Source organism: Curtobacterium sp. Curtsp22 (assembly GCF_059492135.1).
This window is the reverse complement of the sequence record NZ_CP168519.1, coordinates 823420-847856: the sequence shown is the minus strand read 5'-3', so window position 1 is coordinate 847856 and position 24437 is coordinate 823420. Positions and strand designations below refer to the sequence as shown.

Below are 24437 nucleotides of genomic sequence, written 5' to 3'. Positions count from 1 at the left end.
TCTTCCCGGTCGCGTGCGGGGTCGACCGGCCCGTGATCCTAGGGGGTGGACGTGTCGCGTTCGGAAACACCGGGGGCGTCCACCCGGGGACCGAGCGCGGATCGCGCCGCGTCGAGCGTCGCGGCGAGCCCGATCGAGTCGTCGAGCGAGTGCAGCGGCGACTCCGTGCGCCCCTCGCCGACGTACTGCGCGAGCGCCGCGGTCTGCCAGACGAGGCCCTGTCTGCCACGGAGGCCGCTCTCGTCCTCCCAGTGCGCCGCCTCCGCGCCGTGGTGCAGCGCGAAGGACGCCGGGAACACGAAGTGGTCGGTGTACCGCACGGTGGCCGTGCTCCCCGCGATGACCGCGAGTCCGGGCGTCCACGCCGTCATCGTCGTGGTCACCACGGCCTGCGCGCCTCCGGCCGACGTCGACACGGTGACGGACTGGAGGTCCACCCCGCGTCCGGAGACCGCTCCCGTCGTGCTGCTGGTCACCGGGGCGCCGGCGGCGAACCGTGCGAACCAGTGCCCGTAGACACCGGCATCGAGGAGGGCGCCGCCGCCGGCGGCGGGGTCGAACATGCGGTCGGCGGCGTCGGGGTCGTGCGGCCAGCCGACGTCGACGGACGCGAGCCGGACGTCGCCGAGGGCGCCGTCCGCGAGGAGCCGTGCGACGACGGTGGTCCCCGGGAGGTACCGGGTCCACATCGCCTCCATCGCGAACACCCCGGCGCTGCGGGCGGCCTCGGCGAGGGTGCGGGTGTCCGCCTCGGACGTGGTCATCGGCTTCTCGACGAGGACGTGCTTGCCCGCGGCGATCGCGAGGAGCGCGTGGCCGAGGTGCTGCGGGTGCGGTGAGGCGACGTAGACGACGTCGACGGCGGGGTCGGCGACGAGGGCTTCGTACGAGCCGTGCACGCCGGGGATCCCGTGTCGCCGGGCGAAGGCGGCGGCGCGTTCGGGGGAGCGGGAGCCGACGGCGACGACGCGCTGGTCGGAGTTCGCGTGGAGCGTCGACGTGAAGTCGCCCGCGATCTCGCCGGGCCCGATCACGCCCCATCCGAGCCTCGGCCCACCTCGCAGCGGCGCAACACCAGGTTCCGGAAACACCATCGTCATGCGCCCGACGCTACCGCGATGTGCGCCCACGAGGGCCCCGCCCCGACCGCCCCCGGAGGGAAGGTCGGCGAAGCCGACATCGCGGGCAGCCGCCTGAGCGAAGCGAAGTCGCCTGCTTCCGCGGGGATGTCACTGTGCCCCCAGGAGGATTCGAACCTCCGCCCCTGCCTCCGGAGGGCAGTGCTCTATCCCCTGAGCTATGGGGGCCCTGGGTGGAACCAACCGTAGCAGGTCCGCACGGCTGTCCGAGACCACGCGTGTCGCGCCCGGTCCTTCCCAGAACGTGCGCGATGGGAAGCGGAATCGGGCGTACCTGGTCGGAAGAACTCACCGGGTACGCCCGTTCCCGCCAGGTACGCGGGTGACCAGCTGACGGACGGGAGGCGCGGGGCCGCGCCTCCCTTCCTCCTGGTGGGCGCGGGGCGCGCTCGAGCCCGGTCTTTCCCAGGACGCGCGCGATGGCAAACGAGATCGGGCGTACCTGGTCGAAAGAATCGACGAAGTACGCCCGTTCCCGCCAGGTACGCGGGTGACGAGCTGACGGACGGGAGGCGCGGGGCGGGGCCGCACTGCGCCTCCCGTCCGTCTGGTGGGTACGGCGGGCGCGGGGCGCGCTCGGTGCCGGTCTTTCCCAGATCGCGTGCGATGGCAAGCGAGATCGGGCGTACCTGGTCGAAGGAGCTCACCGGGTACGCCCGATCCCATCAGGTACGCGGCGGACGGATCAGCCGGCCGGCGTCGCGGACGCGCTCGGCTGCACGACGCTCCGCACCGCGTCGACGACCGGCTGCGCGCCCCCGGGCTCGGTGAAGAGCGTGGAGGTCGCGGTGATCCAGTACGGGTCGGCGAAGGCGTCCGCGCGCCCGACGCCGTCGGTGAGCGAGAAGTACCCCTCGACCCGGTAGGTCGGCACGGATCCGCCCCGTTCGTAGAGCGCGTCCTTGAGGTTCGTGAGCGACTTCTCAGGCAGGTCGGCGACGGCGACCGTGATCGTCGTCGAGGCGTCGTCGTTCGCGCTCCAGTGGCACACGCGACCGCGCTGCTCGGCGATGCGCGCCGCCGGGGTCCCCTTCTCCGGCGTGAAGTCGTCGTCGAGGGTGAACGTCTTCCCGTAGACGGACAGGGCGTCGGCGGGCAGGAGCTCGGTGCACGTCTGTGCGACCCGTTTCCCGATCGGACCCGCCGTGGCGCTCGGCGTGGCGCCGTCCGAGCCGCCGCCGGAGCACCCCACCAGGGCGACGGACGCGGACACGGTGAGGAGGGCGACGCTGATCGCCCGGACGCGGCTGCGGGTGGTCATCCCGACATGATGGTGCATCGACCGGGGAGGACCTGTGCGTCCCGGTAGACTCGACCCTCGTGACTCCTGCCGAACTCTCCGCCGCGTACCTGTCGATCCTGACCGGGATCGTCGAGCGACGAGGCGCGTCCGACACCGTGACCATCGGGGAGTCCCACGCGGCACTCGAACGTCCGAAGAACCGCGCGCACGGCGACTGGGCCTCGAACGCGGCGATGCAGCTCGCGAAGCGGCTCGGCACGAACCCGCGCGAGCTCGCGACGGAGATCGCCGGCGAGCTGACCGAGCTCGACGGCGTGGACTCGGTCGACGTCGCGGGCCCCGGCTTCATCAACATCACGCTCGAGGCCGCCGCTGCCGGCGAGATCGCGCGCACGATCGTCGAGGGCGGCGAGTCCTTCGGGCACGGCGACCTGTACGACGGCGTGCGGATCGACCTCGAGTTCGTGTCCGCGAACCCGACCGGGCCGATCCACATGGGCGGCGTGCGCTGGGCCGCGGTGGGCGACAGCCTCGCGCGGGTGTTCCAGGCGCAGGGCGGCCTCGTCACCCGCGAGTACTACTTCAACGACCACGGCGCGCAGATCGACCGCTTCGCCCGCTCCCTCGTGGCGTCGGCGCTCGGTGAGCCCACGCCCGAGGACGGCTACGGCGGCGCGTACATCGCCGAGATCGCGGCGCGCGTGATCGCGACCCTCGACCCGTCGGTCGACGTGAAGGACCTGCCGCGCGACGAGGCGCAGGAGCTCTTCCGGCGCGAGGGCGTCGATTTCATGTTCGCCGACATCAAGTCGTCGCTGCACGACTTCGGCGTCGACTTCGACGTCTACTTCCACGAGAACGCCCTGCACGAGTCGAAGGCCGTCGAGCGCGCCATCGAGCGGCTCCGCTCGGCGGGCGTGATGTACGAGGCCGAGGGCGCCGAGTGGCTCCGGACCACCGACTTCGGCGACGACCGCGACCGCGTCGTCATCAAGTCGGACGGCGAGCCCGCCTACATCGCCGGCGACCTGGCGTACTACCTCGACAAGCGCGAGCGCGGCTTCGAGCGGAACCTCATCATGCTCGGCGCGGACCACCACGGCTACGTCGGCCGGATGATGGCGATGTGCGCCGCGTTCGGGGACGAGCCGGGCAAGAACCTCGAGATCCTCATCGGGCAGATGGTCAACCTGCTCAAGGACGGCGAACCGATGCGCATGTCGAAGCGCAACGGCACGATCGTCACGATGGAGGACCTCGTCGACGCCGTGGGCGTGGACGCCGGCCGGTACGCGCTCGTCCGGTTCGCCAGCGACACCGCGATCGACATCGACCTCGACCTGCTCACCAAGCGCACGAACGACAACCCGGTCTTCTACGTGCAGTACGCCCACGCCCGCACGCAGTCCGTGGCCCGCAACGCCGCGAACGCCGGGGTGGACCGGTCGGCCTTCGACGCCTCGCTCCTGACGCACGACACCGAGGGGGCCCTGCTCGGCGCCCTGGCGGAGTACCCGCGCGTGGTGCGCCAGGCTGCCGAGCTGCGCGAGCCGCACCGTGTCGCGCGGTACATCGAGCAGCTCGCCGGGCTCTACCACCGCTGGTACGACGCCTGCCGGGTCACGCCCCTCGGCGACGAGGCCGTGACCGACCTGCACCGCACGCGCCTCTGGCTGAACGACGCCACCGGCCAGGTCGTCCGCAACGGGCTGGGCCTGCTCGGCGTGACGGCGCCGGAGCGCATGTAGCGCTCGCCGTCCGTCCGGCGCGCCGGGCGCACGCCGCGCCTCCAGGCTCGCTGCCGGGGCCACCTGGCAAGGTGGGACGCATGTCCGCCGCCACCGTGACCCCCCGGAAGCGCCGTCGCTGGCCCGTCGTGCTGATCGTCGTCGTGGTCGTCCTCGCCGCGCTCGTCGTGATCGCCGAGTTCGTCCTCCGCGGGGTCGTCGACCGCATCATCGCCCAGCAGGTCGAGCAGTCGCTGCCGTCCGGCGCCACCGGCGAGGTCGAGGCGCACGCGAAGGGCATCGTCATCCCGCAACTGATCAGCGGGCAGCTCGACGAGGTCGAGATCTCCTCCGAGAAGCTCACCATCGACGGCATCCCGCTCGCCGCCGACGTCACCGCGCGCGACGTGCCCGTGGACGGCAAGGGCGACGTGCGCGACGTCGACGGCCACGTCCGGCTGGCGGCCGCGTCCGTGAAGGACCTGTCGAAGTACAGCCCGCTGTTCGACCGGCTCAGCCTGGTCGACGGCGGCGTGGAGCTCTCCGGCAAGACCGCGGTCCTCGGCTACGACATCACCTACGCGGCGAAGGGCGACGTCGCCGCGCAGGACGACGGCAAGGGCATCACGATCACGCCGAAGACGGTGCGGATCACGAACTCGTCGCTCGGCCTCAAGGTGGACTCGATCCCGGGCGTCACGAACGTCCCCGTCGAGGTCTGCACGGCGCAGTTCCTGCCGTCGGGGCTCCTCGTGCGGTCGCTCGACGTCACCGCCTCCGAGGCGACGGTGCGCGTCACGGCCGACTCGCTGCCGCTCAACGAGGCGGGGCTGCAGACGGTCGGTTCGTGCGGTTGAGCACGTGGCTGCGTCACACGGCCAGGAGGCGCGGCTCGGCTCGGTAGGATCGGGTCCCGTGAGCGAGAACCCCCTTGCCCCGCAGCACCTGCGGTTCCCGACGGACGCCTCCGCGCTGACCGCGCGGATCTGGCCTGCCTCCGCGACCCGGACCGACGACGGCGAGCTCGTCGTCGGCGGGATCGCCGCCTCCGACCTGGTCGCGCAGTTCGGCACGCCGCTGTACGTGGTCGACGAACGCGACGTGCAGTCCCGGGCGGTGCGGGTGCGGAACGCCTTCACCGAGGCGTTCGAGCGGATCGGCACCCGGGCGCACGTCTACTACGCCGGCAAGGCGTTCCTGACGACGCAGGTCGCGGCGTGGATGGTCGAGGCCGACCTCCGCGTCGACGTGTGCACCGGCGGCGAGCTCGCGGTGGCCCTGGCCGGGGGAGTCGACCCGGCGCTGCTCGGCTTCCACGGCAACGACAAGTCGGACGCCGAGATCGCCCGCGCGGTCGAGGTCGGCGTCGGCACCATCGTCCTCGACAGCCACGAGGAAGTGCGGCGCGTCGCCCGTGCCGCGGCCGATGCCGGGGTCGTGCAGCGCGTGCGCATCCGGATCAACAGCGGGGTGCACGCGTCGACGCACGAGTACCTCGCCACCGCGCGCGAGGACCAGAAGTTCGGCATCCCCCTGACCGAGGCCGTCACCGCTGCCGAGGCCGTCCGCGCCGAGCCGTCACTCGCCTTCGTCGGCCTGCACTCGCACATCGGCTCGCAGATCTTCGACGAGTCCGGCTTCCGCGAGGCCGCGCGTCGCCTGATGGACGTGCACGCCACGCTCGTGGCGACCGGTCCGGTGCCGGAGCTCAACCTCGGCGGCGGCTGGGGCATCGACTACACCGAGGCCGACTCGGCGTTCGAGCCGGAGGACGTCGCCGACGCGCTCGCGACCATCGTGGCCGAGGCCTGCGCCGAGCGGGACATCCCGGTCCCCGAGATCGCGGTCGAGCCCGGCCGGTACATCGTCGGGCCCGCGGGCATCACGCTCTACCGCGTCGGCACCATCAAGCCCGTGACGCTCTCGGACGACGAGCAGGAGCCCGCCACCCGGACGTACGTGTCGGTCGACGGCGGCATGAGCGACAACGCCCGACCCGCGCTCTACGGCGCCGACTACACGGCCCGGCTCGCCCGGACGTCCGACGCCCCCGCCGTCCTCACCCGCGTGGTCGGGAAGCACTGCGAGTCCGGCGACATCGTCGTGAACGACGAGTACCTGCCCGGTGACGTGCACCGCGGGGACCTCCTCGCCGTGGCCGCCACCGGTGCGTACTGCTGGAGCCTGGCGAGCAACTACAACCACGTCGGACGCCCGCCGGTCGTGGCGGTCGCCGACGGCGTACCCCGTATCCTCGTGCGTGGCGAGTCGATCGACGACCTCCTCGCCCGCGACACCGGGGTGGTCCCGGGGGCCTGAGCCCCTCGGACGACCCGACTCCCCACGAACAGGACCCGCACCAGATGATCGAATACCGCAACGTCCGCGTCGCGCTGCTCGGAGCCGGCTCGGTCGGTTCCCAGGTGGCGCGGCTGCTCCTCGAACACGGCGACGAGCTCGCCTCGCGCGCCGGGGCCGGCCTCGAGCTCGTCGGGATCGCGGTGCGCGACCTCGAGGCCCCGCGCGACGTCGACCTGCCGAAGGAGCTCTTCACGACGGACGCGGCGTCGCTCATCCTCGGCGCGGACATCGTCGTCGAGCTGATCGGTGGCATCGAGCCGGCACGGACGCTCGTGCTCCAGGCGCTGCAGTCCGGCGCCGACGTCGTCACCGGCAACAAGGCCCTCCTGGCGACCCACGGCCCGGAGCTCTTCGCGGTCGCCGAGCAGGTGGGCGCACAGCTCTACTACGAGGCCGCCGTCGCCGGCGCGATCCCGATCATCCGACCGCTGCACGACTCCCTCGCCGGTGACCGCATCGAGCGCATCATGGGCATCGTCAACGGCACGACCAACTTCATCCTCGACCTGATGGACCGCGAGGGCTCGACGTTCGAGGACGCCCTCGCGACCGCCACCGAGCTCGGGTACGCCGAAGCCGACCCGACCGCCGACATCGAGGGCTACGACGCCGCGCAGAAGGCCGCGATCCTGGCGTCGCTCGCGTTCCACACCTCGGTGCCGCTCGCCGCCGTCCACCGCGAGGGCATCACCTCGGTGACGATCGAGCAGGTCCGGGCCGCGCGCAAGGCCGGGTACGTCGTGAAGATCCTCGCGACGGCCGAGCGCCTGACCGACGAGCAGGGCACCGAGGGCGTCAGCGCCCGCGTGTACCCGGCCCTCGTGCCGGAGTCGCACCCGCTCGCGAGCGTGCACGGGGCGAAGAACGCCGTGTTCGTCGAGGCCGAGGCCGCCGGCGACCTGATGTTCTACGGCGCCGGTGCCGGCGGGGTCGAGACCGCCTCGGCCGTCCTCGGCGACCTGGTGTCCGCCGCACGCCGACACGTCATCGGTGGCCCCGGCATCGCCGAGTCGACCCAGTCCGCGCTGCCGGTGTTCCCGATCGGCACCGTCCGCACGCGCTACCAGATCACGCTGCACGTCACGGACGCCCCGGGCGTGCTGTCGACCGTCGCCGGCGTCCTCGCGAAGCACGGCGTCAGCGTCGAGACCGTCGAGCAGACCGTCGCCACCGGGTCCGACGCGACGGCGACCCTCGTCATCGGCACGCACCTGGCGCGCGAGTCCGACCTCGCCGCGACCGTGGTCGCCCTCCGCAACGAGGACGTCGTCGCCGAGGTCACGAGCGTCCTCCGCGTCGTCGGCGCCTGAGCCGCGCCCGACCGAACTCCAGAACCGACAAGAAGGGGAGCCTCATGGCCCACCAGTGGCAGGGTGTCCTGCGCGAGTACGCCGACCGTCTCGACGTCACCGAGGCGACGCCCGTCGTCACGCTCGGTGAGGGCGGGACCCCGCTCATCCCGGCGCGCCGCCTGTCCGAGCGCACGGGGGCCGAGGTCTACGTCAAGTTCGAGGGCATGAACCCGACCGGGTCGTTCAAGGACCGCGGCATGACCATGGCGATCTCGAAGGCCGTCGAGCACGGTGCGAAGGCCGTCATCTGCGCCTCGACCGGCAACACGAGCGCCTCCGCCGCCGCGTACGCCACGCACGCCGGCATCACCGCCGCGGTGCTCGTGCCCGAGGGCAAGATCGCCATGGGCAAGCTCAGCCAGGCCGTCGCCCACGACGCCCAGCTGCTGCAGGTGCAGGGCAACTTCGACGACTGCCTCGACATCGCGCGCGACCTCGCCGCGAACTACCCGGTGCACCTGGTGAACTCGGTCAACAACGACCGCATCGAGGGGCAGAAGACCGCCGCGTTCGAGGTCGTCGACGTCCTCGGCGACGCGCCCGACTTCCACTTCCTGCCGGTCGGCAACGCGGGCAACTACACGGCGTACTCCCGCGGCTACCGCGAGGACGTGGCCGTCGGTCGGTCGTCCAGGCTCCCGCGCATGTTCGGCTTCCAGGCCGCGGGCTCGGCCCCGATCGTCCGCGGCGAGGTCGTCCGCAACCCGGACACCATCGCGTCCGCGATCCGCATCGGCAACCCGGCCTCGTGGGAATTCGCGCTCGAGGCCCGTGACGAGACCGACGGCTACTTCGGTGCCATCACCGACGAGGCGATCCTCGCCGCGCACCGCATCCTCTCCGCCGAGGTCGGCGTCTTCGTCGAGCCCGCCTCGGCCATCGGCGTCGCCGGGCTCCTCGAGCGTGCCGACGCCGGCGTCGTGCCGAAGGGCGCGAAGGTCGTCATCACGGTGACCGGCCACGGCCTCAAGGACCCGCAGTGGGCCCTCCGCACGCAGGACGGCGGCGAGGTCACCCCGACGAGCGTCCCGGTCGACACCAAGTCGGTCGCCGACGTGCTCGGACTGGTCGGCGCCGAGTGAGCCCCGACCGCTCGTCCGGACCGGGGGATGGCATGACCGCCCAGATCGCTGTACCGGCCGGACGGGCGGTCCGCGTACGGGTCCCGGCGACCTCCGCGAACCTCGGACCGGGGTTCGACTCCCTGGGCCTCGCCCTGTCGCTCTACGACGAGGTCGTCGTCCGGGTCCGGCCCGAGCCCGGCGCGACCGTCACGGTCGACGGTGTCGGCGCTGGTGAGGTCGCCACCGACGACACGAACCTCGTCGTCCGCGCCGTCCGCCGCGGGCTCGAGCACGCCGGCGTCGCACAGCAGCCCGGCCTCGAGCTGCACGCGGTGAACGCCATCCCGCACGGCCGCGGCATGGGGTCGTCGGCGGCCGCGATCGTCGCCGGGCTGATGGCCGCGCGCGGGTTGCTCGAGGGCGTCGTCGACCTCGACGCCTCGACCCTGCTCACGCTCGCGACCGAGATGGAGGGGCACCCGGACAACGTCGCGCCGGCGCTCTTCGGCGGGCTGACCATCGCGTGGATGACCGCCGAGGGTCCGGCGTACAAGCGCCTGCTCGTCCACCGCGGTGTCTCGCCGGTGGTCTTCGTGCCGACCTCGACGCTCTCGACGAAGCTCGCGCGCTCCCTGCAGCCGGCGAGCGTCCCGCACGAGGACGCCGCGTTCAACGTGTCCCGCTCCGCCCTACTCGTCGCCGCGCTCATCCAGAGCCCCGAGCTGCTCCTGGCGGCGACCGAGGACCGGTTGCACCAGGCCTACCGTGCCAGCGCCATGCCGGAGACCGACGCCCTCATCGGCCTGCTGCGGCAGCACGGCCTGGCGGCGGTCGTCTCCGGAGCCGGCCCGAGCCTCCTGGTCCTCGGCAGCGACCCCGCGCAGCGACTCACCGCGGCCGACCTCGTGTCGCGACACGGGGAATCCGACTGGCGGGCGCTCATGCTGGCCGTCGACCTCGGTGGTGCTACAGTGGTGCCGCACTCGGCGCTCCAAGCCGAACCCGCGTAGGCAGCAGGAACTTCCTCGCCATGCTGGGTCCGGTGCGCGGGGGCAATCTCTTTCTGATCACCGAATCCCGGTCCGTCGTCTGAACGGCGGTCGATGCATACCCGTGCATCCGGGACGGTGGAAACTCTCCGCGTTCTGCGGTTCGAAAGGAAACACCGACCTTGACGAACGTCAACGACTCCACCCAGGTGGAGATCCCCAGCGATCTGCGCGCCCTCCGGCTCCCGGAACTCCAGCGCATCGCCTCCTCCCTCGGCATCACGGGGCTCTCGAAGCTCCGCAAGGGTGACCTCATCGCCTCGATCGAGGACAAGCGTCCCGTGACGGACGACGCTCCCGCCGAGCCGGCCGCACCCGCGGTCGAGGCCCCCGTGGCCGAGCAGCCGACGCTGCCGGAGCCGACCGAGGCACCCGCAGCACCCGCCGCTGAGGCCGTCGCCGACGCACCGGCAGCGACCGAGGCCCCGGCCGAGCAGCCGGCGTCCTCGCGGGCCCGCCGTTCGCGCCGTGCCTCCTCCGGCGGCACCGTGAGCGCCGCGCCGACCTCGGCCGCCGAGCACACCAACCACGGTCAGACCGGCACCGAGGACCTCCTCGCCGGGCTCGACCAGGTCCGCGCCGAGAAGGACGCCCAGGAAGCCGCGCAGACCGGCGGCCAGCGTCGTGGCCGCGGGCAGCGCGACCAGCAGAACGGCCAGCAGGCCGAGCGCACCGAGCAGACGCCGGACCAGGCCGAGCAGCCGGCCCAGCAGGACGCCGCGGGCGACCAGCAGGAGCAGTCCGCGCACGGCACCGAGTCGGGCGACCAGAACGACCAGCAGGGCGAGGGCGGCTCGCGCCGCGGTCGTCGCAGCCGTGGTCGCGGTCGTGGCCGTGGCCAGAACGCCGAGAACGGCGAGCAGGGCGGCGACCAGAACGGTCGCGACAACGCCCCGAAGACCGACGCGGCCCAGAAGAACGGCCAGAACGGCCAGGGCCAGCAGGGCGAGCAGAAGAACGCCCAGCAGGACGACAAGAACGAGCAGAAGCAGAACGGCCAGCAGCAGAACGGCCAGCAGAAGCAGCAGGGCCAGCAGGGTCAGCAGAAGCAGCAGCAGCAGGCCCAGCAGAACGCCGACGAGGCCGAGGGCGGCCGCAGCCGTCGCCAGCGTGACCGCAAGCGCGGCCGCGGTGGGCAGAACGACGAGTTCGAGCCGGAGATCACCGAGGACGACGTCCTCATCCCGATCGCGGGCATCCTCGACGTCCTCGACAACTACGCCTTCGTGCGCACGACCGGCTACCTGCCGGGCCCGAACGACGTCTACGTCTCCCTCGGCCAGGTGAAGAAGTACCACCTGCGCAAGGGCGACGCGGTCGTCGGTGCGATCAAGCAGCCGCGCGACAACGAACAGCAGAGCCGCCAGAAGTACAACGCGCTCGTGAAGGTCGACTCGGTCAACGGGCAGACCGCTGACGAGGCCGCCGCGCGCGTCGACTTCCAGGACCTCACCCCGCTGTACCCGAACGAGCGTCTCCGCCTCGAGACCGAGCCCTCGAAGCTCAGCACGCGGATCATCGACCTCGTGTCGCCGATCGGCAAGGGCCAGCGCGGCCTGATCGTCTCCCCGCCGAAGGCCGGCAAGACGGTCGTGCTGCAGGCCATCGCCAACGCGATCGCGAAGAACAACCCCGAGGCGCACCTCATGGTCGTCCTCGTGGACGAGCGGCCCGAAGAGGTCACCGACATGCAGCGCACGGTGAAGGGCGAGGTCATCGCCTCGACCTTCGACCGTCCGGCAGAAGACCACACCACGGTCGCCGAGCTCGCCATCGAGCGTGCGAAGCGCCTCGTCGAGCTGGGTCACGACGTGGTCCTGCTCCTCGACTCGATCACCCGTCTGGGCCGCGCCTACAACCTGGCGACGCCGGCCTCCGGTCGCGTGCTCTCCGGTGGCGTCGACTCGTCGGCCCTCTACCCGCCGAAGCGCTTCTTCGGCGCCGCGCGCAACATCGAGGACGGCGGTTCGCTGACCATCCTCGCGACGGCGCTCGTCGAGACCGGGTCGAAGATGGACGAGGTGATCTTCGAGGAGTTCAAGGGCACCGGCAACATGGAGCTCCGCCTCAACCGTCACCTGGCCGACAAGCGGATCTTCCCGGCCGTCGACGTCAACGCGTCCGGCACCCGTCGCGAGGAGCAGCTGCTCTCCGCCGACGAGGTCAAGATCACATGGCGCCTGCGCCGTGCCCTCGCCGGGCTCGACCCGCAGCAGGCCCTCGAGATCGTGCTGCGGAACCTCAAGGAGACGCAGTCGAACGTCGAGTTCCTGGTCCAGGTGCAGAAGTCGGTCCCCACGACCGGTGGGCACCACAACGGTCACCAGGAGTAACGCGTGTTCGAGTCGGTGGCAGGGCTGCTGGCGGAACACGAGGACCTGACGCAGCAGCTGTCGGACCCCGCGCTCCACGCCGATGCGGCCCGGGCGAAGAAGGTGAACCGGCGGTACGCCGAGCTCAACCAGATCAAGTCCGCGTACGAGTCCTGGAAGGCGGCGGGGGACGACCTCGCCGCCGCCCAGGAGCTCGCGCGTGAGGACGAGGCGTTCGCGGACGAGGTCCCGGCGCTCGAGGAGCAGCTGTCGGAGCGCCAGGAGCGTCTCCGCCGGCTGCTCATCCCGCGCGACCCCGACGACGGGCGCGACGTGATCATGGAGATCAAGGGTGGCGAGGGCGGCGAGGAATCGGCGCTCTTCGCGGCCGACCTCCTGCGCATGTACTCGCACTACGCCGAGTCCAAGGGCTGGAAGATCGAGATGCTCGAGCGCACCGAGTCCGACCTCGGTGGGTACAAGGACGTCCAGGTCGCGATCAAGTCGAACACGACTGACCCGTCCCAGGGCGTCTGGGCGCACCTCAAGTACGAGGGTGGCGTGCACCGTGTGCAGCGTGTGCCGGCGACCGAGTCGCAGGGGCGCATCCACACCTCGACGACCGGTGTCCTCGTCTTCCCCGAGGTCGACGAGCCCGAAGAGGTCCAGATCAACCAGAACGACCTCAAGATCGACGTCTACCGGTCCTCCGGGCCCGGGGGACAGTCCGTCAACACGACCGACTCCGCGGTCCGCATCACCCACCTGCCCACGGGCATCACGGTCGCGATGCAGAACGAGAAGTCGCAGCTGCAGAACCGCGAGGCCGGCATGCGCGTCCTGCGCGCCCGCATCCTCGCGCGCCAGCAGGAGGAGCTCGACGCCATCGCCTCGGACGCTCGCAAGTCCCAGATCCGCGGCATGGACCGTTCGGAGCGCATCCGCACGTACAACTTCCCGGAGAACCGCATCGCGGACCACCGCACCGGGTACAAGGCGTACGACCTGGACCGCGTCATGAACGGTGCGCTCGAGCCCGTCATCCAGTCCGCCATCCAGGCGGACGAAGAGGCACGACTGGCCGCCATCGGCGACCAGGACGCGTGAGCGACGTCCCCTCGGACGGCCTGGAGGCGCGACCCGCCTCCGACACGCCCGTCGCGTTCGCCGCGGACCGCCTCCTGCGCGAGGCGGCCGCGGCGTTCGACGCGGCCGGCGTCCCGACCCCGCAGGTGGACGCCGAATTGTTGCTCGCCTGGGCGACCGACACCTCGCGCGGCGCCGTGCAGGCCCGGGCGATGACCGGCGGCGCGATCGCCGCCGAGCACGTCGAGCGCTTCCGGCACGCCGTCGCCCGACGCGCCACCCGCGAGCCGCTCCAGCACATCACCGGTGAGGCGTACTTCCGGGCGCTGACCCTGGCCGTCGGCCCCGGCGTGTTCGTCCCGCGGCCCGAGACCGAGGGCGTCGTGCAGTTCGGCATCGACGCACTCCGCGCGGTGCCCGTGCCGTCGCCGGTCGCCGTCGACCTCGGGTCCGGCAGCGGCGCGATCGCCATCGCCATGGACACCGAGGTGCCGAACGCGGTCGTGTACGCGGTCGAACGCTCGCCCGAGGCACTCCCGTGGACGCGGCGCAACATCGATGCCCACGGCGGGACGGTCCGCCTCGTCGAGGGCGACCTCGCCGACGCACTGCCCGAGCTCGACGGCACGGTGTCGGTCGTCGTGTCGAACCCGCCGTACGTGCCCGACGACGCGGTGCCGATCGACCCCGAGGTCCGCGACCACGACCCGGCCGTGGCGCTCTACGGCGGTCCGGACGGACTCGACGCGGTGCGTGCCCTCGCCGACACCGCGTGGCGCCTGCTCGTCCCCGGGGGAGTCCTCGTCGTCGAGCACGCCGAGCCGCAGGGCGCCGGCGTTCGCGAGGTCCTGGCGCGCCGGGGGTTCCGTTCCCCGGAGACGCACGTCGACCTGACGGGACGCGACCGCACGACCACGGCGACGCGCTAGGCGGGGTCGAGCCGCGCCTCCTGGGCGGTGTGCGTGCGTGGTCCTGTGGGCCGCTCCGCGCATGGTGGGCCGTTCCGCGCGTACCTGGTCGTCCGTTCCTGCCCGGTACGCGCGATTCCGCTTCCTACCGCACGCGTGATGGGAAGGATCGCGCAGCGGTCCGGGCCCGGAGGCGCGGATCACCTCCGCCGGTCAGCCCGCCGCCGTGAGTCGGTGCCGTTCCGCGCATGGCGGGCCGTTCCGCGCGTACCTGGTCGTTCGTTCCTGCCCGGTACGCGCATTTCTGCTTCCTACCGCACGCGTGACGGGACGTTCGCGCTGCGGTCCGGCTGCTCCGCGACGGGCGCGGCGGCGTGCTGTTCCGCGACGAAGGCGAGGACGGCTTCGCGCAGGTCGGTGTGCTCCTCGACGAGCACCGCGTGAATGCCGACGCTCTGCGCGCCCTCGACGTTGATCGGCATGTCGTCCGCGAAGAACGCGCGCTCGGCGGGCACGCCGTGGTGCTCGAGCGCGCGCCGGTAGACCTCCGGCTCGGGCTTGCGCGCCCCGAAGTTGCTCGTGGTGTCGAGGTGCTCGCCGAAGACGGGCGCGAGGGACGGCGCCCAGCGGTGGATCCACCGGCCGGCCAGTGGTCCGTTGTTCGTCAGGAGGCCGACGCGACCGTGCTCGCTCGCGACGCGCACCGCCTCGATCCGGTCGGGCAGCTCGGTCATCGCGGCGCCGCGGATCCGCGCCCACTCGGTCTCGGGGACGTCGCAGCCCATGGCCTCGGCGAAGGCGGCGAGGTACTCGTCGCCGTCGGCGTACCCGCCGGCCTCAGCGCGCTGCTCGTTGCCGCAGTCCCACCAGCGGCGACGGAGCTCCGCGAACTCGTGCCCGGTGAACTCGGCGAGTGCGGCCATCCGCACCTGCCAGTCGTACCGGACGAGGACCTCGTCCATGTCGAAGAGGAACAGGAGGCGGGGCGCAGGGGACTCGTTCACGATGCCACCCATTGTGTCGCACTATCATCGTCGAGTCATGGCATCCCGATACGACTGCACCGACTCCGACGGGCTCCTGACCGGGATGCGGCTCGCACGTGCCGCACTCGGGCGCGGAGAGCTCGTCGTGGTCCCCACCGACACCGTCTACGGCGTGGCCGCGGACGCCTTCAGCGCGGCCGCCGTCCAGCGACTGCTCGACGCGAAGGGACGCACCCGGCAGTCGCCGCCGCCGGTGCTCATCCCCGGACCTCCGACCCTGGACGCGCTCGCGAGCGACATCCCGCAGCAGGTGCGCGACCTCGTCGACGAGTTCTGGCCCGGCGGCCTCACCGTGATCCTCCGTGCGCAGCCGTCCCTCGACTGGGACCTCGGCGAGACACGCGGCACCGTGGCGCTCCGGATGCCGGACTCGCGGATCGCCCTCGAGCTCCTGCAAGAGGTCGGTCCGCTCGCGGTGTCCTCGGCGAACACGACGGGGGACCCGGCCGCGATGGACGCCGACCAGGCCGAGGCGATGCTCGGCGACAGCGTCGCGGTGTACCTCGACGGGGGCTCGCTCGAGCCGCACGAGGGGTTCGCGGAGTCGACCGGTTCGACGATCGTCGACGCCACGGGACTCTCCGACGGCGGCAAGCTCCGGATCGTCCGCCACGGTGTGATCCCGGACGAGGAGATCACCAGGGTCGTCGGAGCCGACCTCGTCGGATGAAGTACTACCTGCTCGCCGGGGCCATCGCGGCCGTGGTGAGCTTCTGCGTCAGCTGGATCGTCTGGAAGCTGGGGCTGAAGTACAAGTGGTACCCGAAGGTCCGTGAGCGGGACGTGCACCGCACGCCGACGCCCCGGCTCGGCGGCATCGCGATGTACATCGGCGTCATCGTCTCCCTGCTCGCGGCGTGGTTCCTCTTCCCGTCGATCGCCGGCACGGACTACTTCCGGTTGGTGTTCTCCGAGCCGGGTCGTGTGCTGGCGGTGCTCGGAGGGGCGACCATCATCGTGGTCCTCGGCGTCGCCGACGACATCTGGGACCTCGACTGGATGACGAAGCTCGCCGGGCAGATCATCGCCGCGGGGATCCTCGCCTGGCAGGGCGTGGCGATCGTGTCGCTGCCGATCGGGAACACGCTCGGGGTCGGGTCGTCCTACATGAGCCTGATCTTCACCGTGCTGGCGGTGGTGCTCGTCATGAACGCGGTGAACTTCATCGACGGCCTCGACGGGCTCGTCGCCGGCGTGGCGATCATCGCCGGCGGCGTGTTCTTCCTCTACACGTTCTTCATCAACCGCGTGGTCGTGCAGACGGAGTTCTTCTTCAACCTGCCGTCACTGCTCACCGCCGTGCTCGTCGGCGCCTGCTTCGGCTTCCTCATCCTCAACTGGCACCCCGCGAAGCTCTTCATGGGGGATGCCGGCGCCCTGCTCGTGGGCTTCCTGATGGCCACCAGCGCGGTCTCGGTCACGGGCAACATCGACCCGGCTGCGGTGCAGACACGCCAGGCGCTGCTGCCGGCGTTCATCCCGATCCTGCTGCCGTTCGCGATCCTCATCGTGCCGATCCTCGACTTCGGGCTCGCGGTCACGCGTCGGCTCAGCGCCGGCAAGTCCCCGTTCTCGGCCGACCGGAAGCACCTGCACCACCGCCTGCTCGACATGGGGCACTCGCACTTCCACGCCGTGCTCATCTTCTACGCGTGGACGGCCACCGTGGCGATCGGCTGCCTGCTGTTCCTCTTCGTGGACTGGTACTGGGTGGTCGTCTTCGTCGCCGTCGGCTTCATCGTCTGCGCCGTCGCCACCTTCGCCCCGCTCGGCCGAAAACGCGCCGAGTTCGCTGCACAGGTCGCCACCCGGTCCACCGCCGTGGTGGACGCCAGCCTCGACCCGCTCGACCGGGCCGCCAACGACCGCTCGATCCCAGGAGACAACTCGTGACCGCACCGAACGCGCTCGACCACGTCCGGCCGGTGTTCCGCCGCATCATCACCTGGGGCGCGCTCCTCGCCGTCGGACTCGCCGTCGTCGGGGGAGTCGTCGGACTGCTCGTCGCCGGCGGCCCCGGGCTCGCCGGTGGCCTGCTCGGAGCCGTCCTCAGCGTGGTGTTCCTCGGGCTGACCGCTGTGAGCGTGCTGGTGGCGCTGCGCGTCTCCAAGGGGCAGATGATCTCCGGCGCGTTCTTCGGGATCGTGATGGGTACGTGGCTGCTCAAGTTCGTCGTGTTCATCGTCGTGCTCGTCCTGCTGCGCGACCGCGCCTGGGTGGACTTCCCGGTGCTCGCGATCGCGATCATCGTCGGAGTCGTCGGCTCGCTCGTCATCGACGTGGTCGCGGTCGCGAAGGCCCGGATCCCGATCGGGGTCAGCCTTCCCGGAGACTCCGCGTCTCCTGAGAAGGACGCGCCCCGCAACTGAGAGCCCGGGAAGCCTCTCGCACCTGATAGGCTTCTCGGAGTCCGCGTCCGGAGCATTGCTCGGAGCGGACGAGCCTCCACAACGTCCACCATCGCGTGCCATGCGTGCGCGCGCCGACACAGGAGACAGCGCTGCTATCCCACGCTCTTCCCCTGTCCCTCACCGCTGCGGGTAACACCGTTGCGGCGGGGAGCAGCAAGGCCGCCGAGTTCCATGGTCCGTCGATCAACGAGTTCTTCCCGGATGCGATCTTCTTCGCTGGGACGCCCTTCGAGATCGACCGACTCGTCATCATCCGGTTCATCGCCGTCGCGGTCCTGCTGCTGATCGGCATCATCGGGACCCGTTCGCTCAAGCTCGTCCCCGGCCGCGGCCAGGCGCTCATCGAGTACGCGTTCGACGTCGTCCGCCGGAACACCTTCGACAACCTGGGTGAGAAGGACGGCAAGCGGTTCCTCCCGCTGCTGGCCACGATCTTCTTCTCCGTGCTGTTCCTGAACCTCACGGGTCTGATCCCGGGGCTCAACCTGCAGGGCACCAGCCGTATCGCGTACCCGATGATCCTCGCGATCGTCGCCTACGTGGCGTTCATCTACGCGGGTCTGCGCAAGCACCCGGGCACCTTCCTCCGGAACTCGCTGTTCCCGCCTGGGGTCCCGTGGTACCTGTACATCATCGTGACGCCGATCGAGCTCGTCTCGACCTTCGTGCTCCGTCCGGTGACGCTGACCCTGCGACTCCTGATGAACATGGTCGTCGGCCACCTGCTGCTCGTCCTCTTCTTCGCTGCCACGCAGTTCTTCTTCTTCGACGCCTCGCTCGGTTTCAAGGCGTTCGGAGTCGGGACGCTCGCGTTCGGCATCGCGTTCAGTTTCTTCGAGATCCTGGTCGCGCTGCTGCAGGCGTACGTCTTCATGCTGCTGACCGCTGTGTACATCCAGCTCGCGCTGGCTGACGAGCACTGACCAACGACCTGAACTGACCCCCAATACGGCACGGCATCCGCCGGGCCGCATCCTGAAAGGAAAACACGTGGACGCAACGACCGTTCTCGCGGAAATCTCCGGCAACATCGCGACGGTGGGCTACGGCCTCGCGGCGATCGGCCCGGCCATCGGCGTGGGCATCGTCGTCGGCAAGACGATCGAGTCCGTCGCTCGCCAGCCGGAGCTCCAGGGCCGCCTGACGACCCTCATGTACATCGGTATCGCCTTCACCGAGGCCCTCGCCTTCATCGGTATCGCGACGTACTTCATCTTCACCAACTAAGGCCTCTCGATGCAGAACGCACTCATCATCGCGGCCGAGGAGACGCACAATCCCCTCGTACCGCCGCTGTACGACATCGTGTGGTCCGCGGTGGCGTTCGTCGTCATCCTGCTGGTCTTCTGGCGGGTCATCATCCCGCGGATCACGAAGATGCTCGACGAGCGCACCGAGGCCATCGAGGGTGGCATCAAGAAGGCGGAGGCTGCTCAGGAGCAGGCCGCTGCCGCGCTCGACGAGTACAACAAGCAGCTCGCCGAGGCCCGTGCCGAGGCATCGCGCATCCGTGAGCAGGCCCGTTCCGACGCCAACGCGATCGGCAACGAGCTCCGCGAGCAGGCGCAGGCCGATGCAGCACGCATCACCGCCAACGCGCAGGCCCAGATCGAGGCCGAGCGTCAGAGCGCGCTCCAGTCGCTCCGGACCGAGGTGGGCACCCTCGCCCTCGACCTCGCCTCCGGCGTGATCGGGGAGTCGCTCAAGGACGACGCCAAGTCGACCGCGGTCGTGGACCGGTTCCTCGCTGACCTCGAAGCCTCGCAGGGTTCGTCGGCATCGTCGGCCGGGGAGCGCTGAGCATGCGCAGCGCCACCAGGGAAGCACTGGCGTCGACGAGGGCGGTGCTCGCCGACCTCGGCGGTGCGGCCGACCTCGCCGCCGGTGCCGAGATCCTCGCCGCAGGGCGTGCGATCGCCGGTGCGCCGCAGCTGCTCGGTCTGCTGTCCGACCCGACGGCCGACCCGGCCGGCAAGAAGGTGGTCCTCGACCGCGTCTTCGCCGGCCAGTCGGCCGCGACGCGTGCGGTCCTGACCGCGGTGGCCGGCTCGCGCTGGTCCTCGCACCAGGACCTGCTCGTCGGCATCGAGGACGCGGGCATCCGCGCCGTCGCCGCCACGGCAGCGTCCGGCACGCCGATCGAAGCCGAACTGTTCTCCTTCGAGACCGCCGTCCGTTCGGACGCCGACCTCGAGCTGGCGCTGGGCACCAAGCTCGGCAGCCCGTCGGAGAAGAGCGCCCTCGTCGAGCGGCTGCTCGGCGGCAAGGCATCGGAGCAGACCATCGTGATCCTGTCGCACCTCGTGCAGCAGCCGCGTGGTCGTCGCATCGGTGAACTCGTCCGCGACGCCTCGCGCATCGTGGCCGAGCAGGCCGGCAAGCTCGTCGCGACGGTCATCACCGCGACGCCGCTCACGGACGGCCAGGCGGCTCGCGTCGCCCGGGCCCTCGCGGAGCAGCACGGCAAGGGCATCAGCATCAACCACGTGGTCGACCCCTCGGTCGTCGGCGGGGTCCGGGTGCAGATCGGCGGCGACGTCATCGACGGCACCGTGTCCACGCGGCTCTCGGAGCTCCGGCTCCAGCTCGCCGGCTAGGCGTACCGTCGAAGCCGCTCCTCCCAAGTCCACAACGGGAACTGCCGAGTCAGGCAGCGTCACCCTCTCGGAGCCGAAGGGCCCCGGAAACCAACAAGGAAAATCCCATGGCAGACATCACCATCAGCCCCGATGAGATCCGTGATGCCCTGAAGGACTTCGTCTCGAACTACGAGCCGACGAAGGCCTCCACGGCCGAGGTCGGGCACGTCATCGACGCCGGCGACGGCATCGCGCACGTCGAGGGCCTCCCCGGCGTCATGGCGAACGAGCTCATCCGCTTCGAGGACGGCACGCTCGGCCTCGCGCAGAACCTCGACGAGGACGAGATCGGCGCCATCGTGCTCGGCGAGTTCGCCGGTGTCGAAGAGGGCCAGGAAGTCACCCGCACGGGCGAGGTCCTCTCGGCTCCCGTCGGCGACGGCTTCCTCGGTCGCGTCGTCGACCCGCTCGGCGCCCCGATCGACGGTCTCGGCGAGATCCCGGCCGAGGGTCGTCGTGCCCTCGAGCTGCAGGCGCCCGGCGTCATGTCCCGCAAGTCGGTGCACGAGCCGCTCCAGACCGGCATCAAGGCCATCGACGCGATGATCCCCGTCGGCCGCGGTCAGCGTCAGCTGATCATCGGCGACCGCCAGACCGGCAAGACGGCCATCGCGATCGACACGATCATCAACCAGAAGGCCAACTGGGAGTCGGGCGACGAGGACAAGCAGGTCCGCTGCATCTACGTCGCCATCGGTCAGAAGGGCTCCACGATCGCGTCCGTCAAGGGTGCGCTCGAGGACGCCGGCGCGATGGAGTACACCACCATCGTCGCCGCCCCGGCCTCCGACCCGGCCGGCTTCAAGTACCTCGCCCCGTACACCGGCTCGGCCATCGGCCAGCACTGGATGTACCAGGGCAAGCACGTCCTGATCATCTTCGACGACCTGTCGAAGCAGGCCGAGGCCTACCGTGCGGTGTCGCTCCTCCTGCGTCGTCCGCCGGGCCGCGAGGCCTACCCGGGTGACGTCTTCTACCTGCACTCCCGCCTGCTGGAGCGTTGCGCGAAGCTGTCCGACGAGCTCGGTGCCGGTTCGATGACGGGTCTCCCGATCATCGAGACGAAGGCGAACGACGTCTCGGCGTACATCCCGACCAACGTCATCTCCATCACCGACGGCCAGATCTTCCTGCAGTCGGACCTGTTCAACGCGAACCAGCGTCCGGCCGTCGACGTGGGCATCTCGGTGTCCCGAGTCGGTGGTGACGCGCAGGTCAAGTCGATCAAGAAGGTCTCCGGCACGCTCAAGCTCGAGCTCGCGCAGTACCGCTCGCTCGAGGCCTTCGCGATGTTCGCGTCCGACCTCGACCAGGCGTCGCGTCGTCAGCTGGAGCGCGGTGCCCGTCTGACCGAGCTCCTCAAGCAGCCGCAGTACTCGCCGTACCCGGTCGAGGAGCAGGTCGTCTCGATCTGGGCCGGCACGAACGGCAAGCTCGACGAGGTCCCCGTGGCCGACGTCCTGCGCTTCGAGTCGGAGTTGCTCGACCACCTGCGTCGCAACTCGGACGTCCTGACGACGCTCCGTGAGACGAACCAGCTCAGCGACGACACCGTCGCCGAGATGACCAAGCAGATCGACGAGTTCTCCAAGAGCTTCCAGACGAGCGACGGCAAGACGCTCGGGTCCGAGCAGTTCGAGGCCGCCTCGGCCGACGACGTCGACCAGGAGCAGATCGTCAAGGGTCGTCGCTAGATGGCAGCGCAGGTCCGGGTCTACCGACAGCGAATCAAGTCCGCGAAGACCACGAAGAAGGTCACTCGCGCGATGGAGTTGATCTCGGCGTCGCGGATCCAGAAGGCGCAGGCCCGCATGGCCGCGTCGGGTCCGTACTCGCGGGCCGTGACGCGTGCGGTGTCGGCCGTGGCGACGTTCTCGAACGTCGACCACGTGCTGACCACCGAGCCGGAGTCGTCGACGCGTGCAGCCGTCGTGCTGTTCACGTCGGACCGCGGCCTGAACGGTGCGTTCAGCACGAACGTCCTCAAGCAGGGCGAGGAGCTCGCCTCCCTGCTCCGCAGCGAGGGCAAGGACGTCGTGTTCTACCTGGTCGGGCGCAAGTCCGTCGGGTACTTCGCGTTCCGTGAGCGCGAGTCGGAGCAGCAGTGGGTCGGCAACACCGACCAGCCGGAGTTCTCGACCGCGAAGTCGATCGGTGACGCCGTCGTGGCGAAGTTCCTGCAGGACACGGCCGAGGGTGGCGTGGACGAGATCCACATCGTCTTCAACCGCTTCCTGAGCCTCGCCACGCAGGAGCCGCAGGTCGTCCGGCTGCTCCCGCTCGAGGTCGTCGAGGGGGTCGAGGCGCCGTCGAACGACGAGCCGCTCCCGCTCTACGAGTTCGAGCCGGACGCCGACGCGGTGCTCGACGCGCTGCTCCCGGTCTACATCGAGAGCCGCATCTTCAACGCCATGCTGCAGTCGGCTGCTTCCGAGCACGCCGCCCGGCAGAAGGCGATGAAGGCGGCGAGCGACAACGCCGACTCGCTCATCCGCGACTTCACGCGTCTCGCGAACAACGCCCGACAGGCCGAGATCACCCAGCAGATCTCCGAGATCGTCGGCGGCGCCGACGCCCTCTCGTCGAAGAAGAAGTAGTCCGCGTCGTTCGCGGACAGTTACCCACCCTCAGGAAGGCACCAGCCATGACCGACACCGCAACCACCGCGGTCGAGACGTCGTCGGCGCCCGGTGTCGGCCGGATCGCCCGTGTCACGGGCCCCGTCGTCGACATCGAGTTCCCGCACGACGCCATCCCCGAGATGTACAACCTCCTGTTCACGACCATCACCATCGGTGACTCGTCGCAGGAGATCGGCCTCGAGGTCGCGCAGCACCTCGGCGACGACCTCGTCCGCGCCATCTCCCTGAAGCCGACCGACGGTCTGGTCCGTGGCCAGGAGGTCCGTGACTCGGGCGCTCCGATCTCGGTCCCCGTCGGCGACGTCACCAAGGGCAAGGTCTTCGACGTGCTGGGCAACGTGCTCAACACCGACGAGAAGCTCGAGATCACCGAGCGCTGGCCGATCCACCGCAAGGCCCCGGCCTTCGACCAGCTCGAGTCGAAGACCTCCATGTTCGAGACCGGCATCAAGTCGATCGACCTCCTCACCCCGTACGTGCAGGGTGGCAAGATCGGCCTCTTCGGTGGTGCGGGCGTCGGCAAGACGGTCCTCATCCAGGAGATGATCCAGCGCGTCGCGCAAGACCACGGTGGTGTGTCGGTGTTCGCCGGTGTCGGCGAGCGCACCCGTGAGGGCAACGACCTCATCGGCGAGATGGAAGAGGCGGGCGTCTTCGACAAGACCGCCCTCGTGTTCGGCCAGATGGACGAGCCGCCGGGAACGCGTCTGCGCGTGGCCCTGTCGGCGCTGACGATGGCGGAGTACTTCCGCGATGTCCAGAAGCAGGACGTGCTCCTCTTCATCGACAACATCTTCCGCTTCACGCAGGCCGGCTCCGAGGTCTCCACGCTGCTCGGTCGCATGCCGTCCGCGGTGGGCTACCAGCCCAACCTCGCCGACGAGATGGGTGTGCTCCAGGAGCGCATCACCTCGACGCGTGGTCACTCGATCACCTCGCTGCAGGCGATCTACGTGCCGGCTGACGACTACACCGACCCGGCGCCGGCGACCACGTTCGCGCACCTCGACGCCACGACCGAGCTGTCGCGTGAGATCGCTTCGCAGGGTCTCTACCCGGCGATCGACCCGCTGACGTCGACCTCGCGGATCATGGACCCCCGTTACCTGGGTGCCGACCACTACGAGACGGCCACGCGCGTCAAGCAGATCCTCCAGAAGAACAAGGAACTGCAGGAGATCATCGCCATCCTCGGTGTCGACGAGCTCTCCGAAGAGGACAAGATCACGGTCGAGCGCGCTCGTCGTATCCAGCAGTTCCTCTCGCAGAACACGTACATGGCGAAGAAGTTCACGGGCGTCGAGGGTTCGACCGTCCCGCTGAAGGACACCATCGAGTCCTTCCGCGCCATCGCCGACGGCGAGTTCGACCACGTGGCCGTGCAGGCCTTCTTCAACGTCGGTGGCATCAACGACGTCGAAGAGAAGTGGGCGCAGATCCAGAAGGAGAACCGCTGAC

General features: G+C 70.4%; 22 protein-coding genes and 1 tRNA gene. 19 read left to right on the top strand and 4 right to left on the bottom strand.

Annotated features, from left to right (window positions below):
* Nucleotides 1-38: 38 nt before the first annotated feature.
* The 3 genes from ACEN8D_RS04020 to ACEN8D_RS04010 form a co-directional block, all read right to left on the bottom strand.
* On the bottom strand, nucleotides 39-1034 hold the full coding sequence (locus ACEN8D_RS04020; protein WP_413461445.1) for a Gfo/Idh/MocA family protein: 996 nt from the start codon (nucleotides 1032-1034) through the stop codon (nucleotides 39-41).
* 201 nt (nucleotides 1035-1235) lie between these two features.
* Nucleotides 1236-1307 (bottom strand) — tRNA-Arg (locus ACEN8D_RS04015).
* 517 nt (nucleotides 1308-1824) lie between these two features.
* Entirely contained in the window at nucleotides 1825-2400 is a 576-nt protein-coding gene (locus ACEN8D_RS04010; RefSeq protein ID WP_413399797.1) for a hypothetical protein, read from the bottom strand.
* Nucleotides 2401-2459: 59 nt separating this feature from the next.
* Between ACEN8D_RS04010 and argS the strand changes: the two genes are divergently transcribed.
* The 9 genes from argS to prmC all read left to right on the top strand — a co-directional run bounded on the left by argS (nucleotide 2460) and on the right by prmC (nucleotide 14262).
* Entirely contained in the window at nucleotides 2460-4130 is a 1671-nt protein-coding gene (gene argS, locus ACEN8D_RS04005) for an arginine--tRNA ligase (RefSeq protein ID WP_413399796.1), read from the top strand.
* Nucleotides 4131-4210: 80 nt separating this feature from the next.
* Nucleotides 4211-4966 carry an LmeA family phospholipid-binding protein gene (locus ACEN8D_RS04000; RefSeq protein ID WP_070416302.1) on the top strand — a complete coding sequence of 252 codons (756 nt, stop codon included), beginning with the start codon at nucleotides 4211-4213 and terminating at the stop codon, nucleotides 4964-4966.
* A 58-nt stretch (nucleotides 4967-5024) separates the two neighbouring features.
* Nucleotides 5025-6428 (top strand): diaminopimelate decarboxylase, encoded by a 1404-nt coding sequence (gene lysA / locus ACEN8D_RS03995; protein WP_413399350.1) that lies wholly within the window; start codon nucleotides 5025-5027, stop codon nucleotides 6426-6428.
* 44 nt (nucleotides 6429-6472) lie between these two features.
* Nucleotides 6473-7780: a homoserine dehydrogenase gene (locus ACEN8D_RS03990; RefSeq protein ID WP_071296239.1), complete on the top strand. Its 1308-nt coding sequence runs from the start codon at nucleotides 6473-6475 to the stop codon at nucleotides 7778-7780.
* A gap of 44 nt (nucleotides 7781-7824) precedes the next feature.
* Nucleotides 7825-8904 (top strand): threonine synthase, encoded by a 1080-nt coding sequence (gene thrC, locus ACEN8D_RS03985; protein ID WP_413399351.1) that lies wholly within the window; start codon nucleotides 7825-7827, stop codon nucleotides 8902-8904.
* A gap of 32 nt (nucleotides 8905-8936) precedes the next feature.
* Complete coding sequence (thrB, locus tag ACEN8D_RS03980) at nucleotides 8937-9896, top strand: homoserine kinase (RefSeq protein ID WP_071296240.1); 960 nt, start codon at nucleotides 8937-8939, stop codon at nucleotides 9894-9896.
* Nucleotides 9897-10057: 161 nt separating this feature from the next.
* Nucleotides 10058-12268, top strand: a complete 2211-nt coding sequence (gene rho, locus ACEN8D_RS03975) for a transcription termination factor Rho (RefSeq protein ID WP_495601159.1) — start codon at nucleotides 10058-10060, stop codon at nucleotides 12266-12268.
* 3 nt (nucleotides 12269-12271) lie between these two features.
* Nucleotides 12272-13354, top strand: coding sequence for a peptide chain release factor 1 (gene prfA / locus ACEN8D_RS03970; protein WP_413399874.1), 1083 nt, complete (start codon nucleotides 12272-12274; stop codon nucleotides 13352-13354).
* A gap of 20 nt (nucleotides 13355-13374) precedes the next feature.
* Nucleotides 13375-14262, top strand: a complete 888-nt coding sequence (prmC, locus tag ACEN8D_RS03965; RefSeq protein WP_495601243.1) for a peptide chain release factor N(5)-glutamine methyltransferase — start codon at nucleotides 13375-13377, stop codon at nucleotides 14260-14262.
* A 290-nt stretch (nucleotides 14263-14552) separates the two neighbouring features.
* Here the strand turns inward: prmC and ACEN8D_RS03960 are convergent, their stop codons facing one another.
* Nucleotides 14553-15245 carry an HAD family hydrolase gene (locus tag ACEN8D_RS03960; protein ID WP_413398670.1) on the bottom strand — a complete coding sequence of 231 codons (693 nt, stop codon included), beginning with the start codon at nucleotides 15243-15245 and terminating at the stop codon, nucleotides 14553-14555.
* 37 nt (nucleotides 15246-15282) lie between these two features.
* Between ACEN8D_RS03960 and ACEN8D_RS03955 the strand changes: the two genes are divergently transcribed.
* From ACEN8D_RS03955 to atpD, 10 genes are all read left to right on the top strand, one after another.
* Complete coding sequence (locus ACEN8D_RS03955) at nucleotides 15283-15957, top strand: L-threonylcarbamoyladenylate synthase (RefSeq protein ID WP_070416294.1); 675 nt, start codon at nucleotides 15283-15285, stop codon at nucleotides 15955-15957.
* Nucleotides 15954-17180, top strand: coding sequence for an MraY family glycosyltransferase (locus ACEN8D_RS03950; RefSeq protein WP_070416293.1), 1227 nt, complete (start codon nucleotides 15954-15956; stop codon nucleotides 17178-17180). Before ACEN8D_RS03955 ends, ACEN8D_RS03950 begins: the two co-directional genes overlap by 4 nt.
* Nucleotides 17177-17656, top strand: coding sequence for a Cg1360 family ATP-synthase-associated protein (locus tag ACEN8D_RS03945; protein WP_229085036.1), 480 nt, complete (start codon nucleotides 17177-17179; stop codon nucleotides 17654-17656). Before ACEN8D_RS03950 ends, ACEN8D_RS03945 begins: the two co-directional genes overlap by 4 nt.
* Before the next feature lie 104 nt (nucleotides 17657-17760).
* Nucleotides 17761-18621, top strand: a complete 861-nt coding sequence (gene atpB / locus ACEN8D_RS03940) for a F0F1 ATP synthase subunit A (protein ID WP_374115161.1) — start codon at nucleotides 17761-17763, stop codon at nucleotides 18619-18621.
* A gap of 67 nt (nucleotides 18622-18688) precedes the next feature.
* Complete coding sequence (gene atpE, locus ACEN8D_RS03935; RefSeq protein WP_070416292.1) at nucleotides 18689-18925, top strand: ATP synthase F0 subunit C; 237 nt, start codon at nucleotides 18689-18691, stop codon at nucleotides 18923-18925.
* A gap of 9 nt (nucleotides 18926-18934) precedes the next feature.
* Nucleotides 18935-19498, top strand: a complete 564-nt coding sequence (locus ACEN8D_RS03930) for a F0F1 ATP synthase subunit B (RefSeq protein WP_070416291.1) — start codon at nucleotides 18935-18937, stop codon at nucleotides 19496-19498.
* A gap of 2 nt (nucleotides 19499-19500) precedes the next feature.
* Nucleotides 19501-20295: a F0F1 ATP synthase subunit delta gene (locus ACEN8D_RS03925; RefSeq protein WP_070416290.1), complete on the top strand. Its 795-nt coding sequence runs from the start codon at nucleotides 19501-19503 to the stop codon at nucleotides 20293-20295.
* Between the two features lie 107 nt (nucleotides 20296-20402).
* Nucleotides 20403-22031 (top strand): F0F1 ATP synthase subunit alpha, encoded by a 1629-nt coding sequence (gene atpA / locus ACEN8D_RS03920; protein WP_070416289.1) that lies wholly within the window; start codon nucleotides 20403-20405, stop codon nucleotides 22029-22031.
* The gene (locus ACEN8D_RS03915; protein WP_070416288.1) at nucleotides 22032-22934 is read left to right on the top strand and encodes a F0F1 ATP synthase subunit gamma; all 903 of its coding nucleotides are present in this window, start codon (nucleotides 22032-22034) and stop codon (nucleotides 22932-22934) included. It begins immediately after the preceding gene.
* A gap of 47 nt (nucleotides 22935-22981) precedes the next feature.
* On the top strand, nucleotides 22982-24436 hold the full coding sequence (gene atpD / locus ACEN8D_RS03910) for a F0F1 ATP synthase subunit beta (protein ID WP_022905457.1): 1455 nt from the start codon (nucleotides 22982-22984) through the stop codon (nucleotides 24434-24436).
* Nucleotide 24437 lies beyond the last annotated feature (1 nt).